This is a genomic window from Dietzia sp. UBA5065 (genome assembly GCA_002415925.1).
Taxonomy (GTDB): domain Bacteria; phylum Actinomycetota; class Actinomycetes; order Mycobacteriales; family Mycobacteriaceae; genus Dietzia.
This window is the reverse complement of record DIAZ01000156.1, coordinates 5756-6931: the sequence shown is the minus strand read 5'-3', so window position 1 is coordinate 6931 and position 1176 is coordinate 5756. Positions and strand designations below refer to the sequence as shown.

The 1176-nt window shown below is 74.1% G+C and carries 1 protein-coding gene and 2 pseudogenes; 1 reads left to right on the top strand and 2 read right to left on the bottom strand.

Translation table 11 applies throughout. From position 1 onward, the window contains the following. Positions 1 to 210: pseudogene (locus B4M60_RS12795) on the top strand (sulfotransferase); the annotation flags it as partial. On the opposite strand, the gene B4M60_RS12790 reads toward B4M60_RS12795, so the two are convergent. Together B4M60_RS12790 and B4M60_RS12785 are read right to left on the bottom strand one after the other, a co-directional pair. Further along, positions 207 to 1028, bottom strand: coding sequence for an inositol monophosphatase family protein (locus B4M60_RS12790; protein ID WP_291084616.1), 822 nt, complete (start codon positions 1026 to 1028; stop codon positions 207 to 209). The pseudogene B4M60_RS12795 and the gene B4M60_RS12790 overlap by 4 nt on opposite strands. Before the next feature lie 10 nt (positions 1029 to 1038). Further along, positions 1039 to 1176: pseudogene (locus B4M60_RS12785) on the bottom strand (acyl-CoA dehydrogenase); the annotation flags it as partial.

Below are 1176 nucleotides of genomic sequence, written 5' to 3'. Positions count from 1 at the left end.
GTCCGCGACCCCGCCGGCGTGGTGGAGCGGGTGTACGCGGCCGCGGGCACGGAGTTGGCGGGGGACGTGCGGGCCGCCGTGGTGGCGGAGAACGAGCGCAGCCTGTCCGGCGACCGGGCGCCCGCGCACCGGTACACGCTCGCCGACTACGGGCTCAGCGAGGAGCAGGTCGCCGAGCGGTTCGCCGGCTACCGGGGGCTGGAGGCCTAGAGGTACCCGGCCACGGCGTCGATGATCCGCTCGGCCACGTCCTGCCTGCAGACCAGCAGGTCAGGCAGCTCGATCTCCTCGACGTTGTAGCGCAGCTCCGAGCCGTCGAGGTGGCTGGCGTGCAGTCCGCGCTGGCACACGACGCCGAACGTGGCAGCCGAGTCCCACTGGTGGTGCCCGCTGGTGTGGATGTAGGCGTCGCACTCGTCCTCGACCACGGTCGCGGTCTTGCCGCCGCCGGAGCCCAGGTGGACGAGGGAGGCGTCGAGCGCCCCGGCCAGCTCCTCGGCGAATGCGGGCGGTTCCGCCTCCGACACCGCGATGCGCAGGCGGTCGTCCTGCCGCGGGGGGACCAGCGGGCCGGGGCGCGGGCCGCGGATGATGGAGATCGGCTGGTAGGTGGTGGCGCCGCGGCCGGTGAGCACCCGGCCGTACGCCGGCATGGCGATGGCGCAGGCGGTGATCCCGCCGACGCCCTCGGGGCCGGACTCCCACAGGGCCACGTGGACGGCCCAGTCGGGGCGGCCCTCGATCACGTAGGAACGCACGCCGTCGAGCGGGTCCACGAACCACACCCGGTCGGCGTCCAGTCGCTCGCGCGAGTCCGGGTTCCACTCGCCGAAGACCGCGTCGTCGGGCCGGGCCACCGCCAGGCGGTCCACGATCACGGCCCGCGCCTCGCCCTCGGCGAACCCGCCCAGGTCCTCCGGCGCGACCCGGGAGACCCGGAGGTCGGTCAGGAGTCGCCCGGCCTGCGCGGCCAGGTCCTCGGCGAGTCGCTGGTCGTTGGTCCGTCCGTGCTCGGGGAAGGGGCTCATGCGGGCGATTCTAGAGGCCCGCGGCGGCCTCGAGCGCCGCTAGGATCTCGTGGGGCTGGCCCAGGAGTTGGGCCGTGCCGTGGGCGCGCTTGAAGAAGAGATGCACGTCATACTCCCACGTGATCCCGACCCCGCCGTGGAGCTGGAT

Excerpts from the sequence above, each read along its gene's own strand:
- B4M60_RS12790 (WP_291084616.1), bottom strand. The coding sequence starts at position 1,028 with ATGAGCCCCTTCCCCGAGCACGGACGGACCAACGACCAGCGACTCGCC.